The 4,599-nt window shown below is 69.1% G+C and carries 3 protein-coding genes and 1 pseudogene; all 4 read left to right on the top strand.

Going from position 1 to position 4,599, the window contains the following annotated elements:
- Positions 1 to 565: ABC transporter permease subunit (locus tag RMO85_RS01740; protein WP_310526085.1), on the top strand; the 565-nt coding region annotated here is incomplete at its 5' end.
- A 46-nt stretch (positions 566 to 611) separates the two neighbouring features.
- Entirely contained in the window at positions 612 to 1,601 is a 990-nt protein-coding gene (locus RMO85_RS01735; RefSeq protein WP_310526084.1) for an ABC transporter substrate-binding protein, read from the top strand.
- A 136-nt stretch (positions 1,602 to 1,737) separates the two neighbouring features.
- A complete protein-coding gene (locus tag RMO85_RS01730; RefSeq protein ID WP_310526083.1) occupies positions 1,738 to 4,278 on the top strand; it encodes an FAD-dependent oxidoreductase in 2,541 nt (846 codons plus the stop codon).
- A pseudogene (locus RMO85_RS01725) lies at positions 4,275 to 4,599 on the top strand (hypothetical protein); the annotation flags it as partial. The gene RMO85_RS01730 and the pseudogene RMO85_RS01725, both read left to right, overlap by 4 nt.

Raw genomic sequence — 4,599 nt, 5'->3', positions numbered from 1 at the left:
CGGCGTCTGGATGGCGCGCGACCTCCGGGTCGACTTCGCCATCCGGCCGCTTCTCGACGCCGGCCAGACGATCCCGCCGTTCGTCTACCTGATCCCGGTGCTCGCGCTGTTCGGTCCGTCCCGGTTCACCGCCATCGTGGCCGGCATCGTGTACGCCGCCCCGGCGGCCATCAAGCTGGTCGCGGACGGCGTGAAGGGCGTCTCCCCGACGACCCTCGAGGCCGGCCGCTCGACCGGCCAGACAACCTGGCAGGAGATCACCAAGGTGCAGCTGCCGATGGCCAGGGGGTCGCTCGTGCTGGCCACCAACCAGGGCCTGCTCTACGTGCTGGCCATGGTCGTGATCGGTGGCCTGGTCGGCGCCGGCGCGCTCGGCTACGACGTCGTGCTCGGGATCTCGCGCAGCGAGGAGTGGGGCAAGGGCGCGGCCGGGGGACTGACCATCGTGCTGCTCGGCGTGATGCTCGACCGGATCACCCGCGCCGCTGCCGATGCACGCCGAGACGACGGCCCGGGGACGCGCCGAGCCTTCAACACGCGGCTGCCCATCGGGCCGCCCAAGTAGTGACAACGAGTTTTGTCGCACAACCCATGAGATGAGGAGAAGCATCATGAGGATTGCCAGAAGCCGGTGGGCCCGATCAGGCGCACTCGCGGCGGTCGCCACGTTGGCGCTGACTGCCTGTGGCGGAGGTTCCGTCGACAAGGCGACCGAGGCCAACGAGTCGCAGGCGGCCGGCGCGGGCGGTGAGTGCGGCGAGCTCAACATGGCCGTCAACCCGTGGGTCGGCTACCAGGCCAGCGCCTACGTCGTCGGCACCGTCGCCCAGGACAAGCTGGGGTGCACCGTCAACTACAAGGATCTGAAGGAGGACGTGTCCTGGCAGGGCTTCGGCACCGGCGAGGTCGACGTCGTGATCGAGGACTGGGGCCACCCCGACCTCGAGAAGAAGTTCTTCGCCGACTCTGGCGACGGTACCGCCAGCGACTTCGGTCCGCAGGGCAACATCGGCATCATCGGCTGGTTCGTCCCGCCGTGGCTCGCCGAGGAGCACCCGGACATCCTCGACTACGAGAACCTGAACAAGTACGCCTCCGAGTTCGCCACCTCCGAGTCCGGGGGCCAGGGCCAGTTCCTCGGGGCCGACCCGTCCTACGTCCAGTTCGACGAGGCGATCGTGAGCAACCTCGATCTTGACTTCAAGGTGGTCTTCTCCGGCAGCGAGGCCGCCTCGATCGAGGCGTTCCGCACGGCGGAGAAGAACAAGGAGTGGGTCATCGGCTACTGGTACGAGCCGCAGTACTTCAACGCCGAGGTGGCGATGACGAGGGTCGCGCTGCCGGCCTACGAGGACGGCTGCCAGGACGACCCGCAGACGGTCGCCTGCGACTACCCCGAGACCGTGCTGAAGAAGGTTGTCGGCACCGAGTGGTCGCAAGGCGACTCCACCGCCGTCGGCCTGGTGCAGAACTTCACCTGGACCAACGAGGACCAGAACGTCGTCGCCGCCTACATCGCGGACGACGGCATGTCCCCGGAGGACGCCGCGGCGCAGTGGATCGAGGAGAACCCCGACAAGGTCGCCGCCTGGATGTCCTGAGCGCGACTCGGCGTGGCCCGGCCGGGAATCTCCGGCCGGGCCACGGTCACTCTTGACACCAGCAGGGAGCGGCGGCGTACCTTTAGGTTGTTCCATATGGCGCAATTCGTTGCGCATGACGCAACAGGAGATAGACATGGCCCAGGTCCCCGCCACCGCCGACGTCGTCGTCATCGGCGCCGGCATCGTCGGCAACAGCCTCGTGCACCACCTGACCCGGCTCGGGTGGCGCAACGTCGTGCAGATCGACAAGGGAGCCCTGCCCAACCCGGGCGGCTCGACCGGACACGCGTCCAACTTCATCTTCACCGTGGACCATTCCCGCGAGATCACCGACCTGACCCTCGACTCGGTCCGGCAGTACCAGGAGATGGGCGTCTTCACGCAGTCGGGCGGCTTCGAGATCGCCCGCACCGAGGAGCGCATGGAGGAGCTGCGCCGGCGGATGTCGAGCGCCAAGGCGTGGGGCATCGAGTCCGAGCTGGTCACCCCGGAGTTCGTGAAGGAGAAGGTGCCCTTCATCGAGACCGACCAGTTCATCGGTGCCTTCTGGACCCCCGGCGTCGGCGTCGTCGATTCGCTGCGCGCGGGCACCATCATGCGCGAGCGGGCCCTGGCGACCGGCGAGCTGACTGTCGCCGCAGGCGTCGAGGTCATCGGCCTCGACACCGAGGACGGCCCACACGGTCAGCGCCGCATCACGACGGTGCGCACCACGGGCGGCGACATCGTGGCCGGCACGGTCGTCATCGCCGCCGGAGTGTGGAGTCCGAAGCTCGGCGACATGGCCGGCATCAGCATCCCGCTGACCCCGGCCGTGCACCAGATGATCAGCGTCGGGCCCTGCCCGCAGCTGGTCGGGACCGAGGGGGAGATCTCCTTCCCGATCGTCCGCGACATGGACACGTTCTGCTACGAGCGCCAGCACGGTGCCGACATGGAGGTCGGCTCCTACGCCCACCGTGCGATCCTGCACGAGCCCGAGGACATCCCCTCGATCGAGCAGGCCAAGCTCTCGCCGACCGAGATGCCGTTCACCGAGGACGACTTCGACCCGCAGCTCGAGCAGGCCTACGAGCTGATGCCGGAGCTGCTCGGCGCCGAGGGTGCGGAGATGCGCTACGCCATCAACGGCCTGCTGTCGCTGACCTGCGACGGCAACCCGATCCTCGGCGAGAGCATGGTCAAGGGCCTCTGGACCGCGTCCGCGGTGTGGATCAAGGAGGGCCCGGGCGTCGGTCGCGCGGTCGCCGAGTGGATGACCCACGGCCACTCCGAGATCGACATCCACCACAGCGACATCGCCCGGTTCCACGACCATCAGAAGCGCCGCGAGCACACCCGGCTGCGCACCACCGAGTCGTTCATCAAGACCTACGGCATCATCCACCCGGCCGAGCAGTACGACTCCGACCGCGACCAGCGCCTCTCGCCGATGCACGCGTCGCAGCAGAAGCTCGGTGCGGTGTTCTTCGAGACGGCCGGCTGGGAGCGGCCGTTCTGGTACGAGTCCAACGCCGGTCTGCTCGAGGCGTACGGCGACGCCGTGATGCCGCGCGAGCACGAGTGGGACGCGCGCTGGTGGAGCCCGATCATCAACGCCGAGCATCTGCGCATGCGCGAGGCCGCGGCCGTGATCGACCTGAGCGCCTTCCAGATCCTCGACATCATCGGACCGGGCGCGCTCGAGACCGTGCAGCGCACCTGCGTGGCCCAGTGCGACGTTGCCGTCGGCAAGGTCGTCTACACCCCCGTGCTCGACGCGAAGGGCGGGTTCCTGTCCGACCTCACGGTGATGCGGCTCGGCGACGCCCACTTCCGCGTCGTCACCGGCGGAGCGCACGGGATGGCCGATCGCAAGACCTTCACCGACCAGCTGCCGGACGATGGGGCGACCACCCTGACCGACGTCACCAACGACGTCTCCACGATCGGCATCTGGGGCCCGAAGGCCCGCGACATCCTCGCGTCCCTCACCGCCGACGACGTCTCCGACGCCGGCTTCGGCTTCCTGTCGTGCCGCGAGATCACTGTGTCCATCGACTCTGGCAAGGGCAGCACCGTCCTCGCCTCCCGGATCTCCTACGTCGGCGAGCTCGGCTGGGAGCTCTACGTGGCGATGGACGACGCCGCCGACCTGTGGGAGGCGCTCCTCGGGGCCGGTGCCCCGTACGGCGCCGTACCCGCCGGCATCGGGGTCTACGGCACCACCGGCCGCGTCGAGAAGGGCTATCGCGCCTACGGCGCCGAGCTCGACGCGGAGCGGTCGATCGTCGAGGCGGGCATGCAGCGGCCCAAGGTCAAGCAGGCCGACTTCGTCGGCAAACAGGCCTACCTCGCCCAGCGAGAGCAGGCACCCGCCACCGTGCTCTGCACGCTGACCGTCGACGACCACACCTCGGCCGGCGGCACCAAGCGCTACATGCTCGGCGGCGAGCCGATCATGACCAGCGACGGTGAGCTCCTCACTGACGGCCACGGACACCACCCCTATGTCACCTCGGCCGGCTCCGCGCCGTCACTGGGCAAGCACGTGCTGCTCGCCTACCTCCCGCCCGAGCAGGCCGTCATCGGCCACCACCTCGCGGTGTCCTACATGGAGGAGCTGTATCCGGTGACCGTCGGCTCGATCGACGCCACCCCGCTGTTCGACCCCGGCAACGAGCGCATTCGATGACTCACCCCACGATGAGTGCAAACGTCCTCGTCTGCGTCAAGCGCGTGCCCGACTCCACCAGCGAGGTCGTGCTGACCGAGGACGGCCAGTCGGTCGACGGCCGCTTCTCCGGATTCACGACCAGCCCGCACGAGGAGTGCGCGGTCGAGCTGGCGGTGCAGGCCGCGGCGGCGACCGGGGGCGAGGCCACCGTGCTGACCCTCGGCGACGCCGACGCGGTCGAACAGCTGCGCGCGGCGCTGGCCGTCGGCTGTCACGCCGCGACCCACGTGGTGGCGGACGCCCAGCAGTTCGGCCCGGCCGACGTCGCGCGCGAGATCG

Source organism: Nocardioides sp., from assembly GCF_031422975.1.
Classification (GTDB): domain Bacteria; phylum Actinomycetota; class Actinomycetes; order Propionibacteriales; family Nocardioidaceae; genus Nocardioides.
The sequence above is the reverse complement of the archived record's forward strand: the minus strand, read 5'-3'. Positions and strand labels throughout refer to the sequence as shown.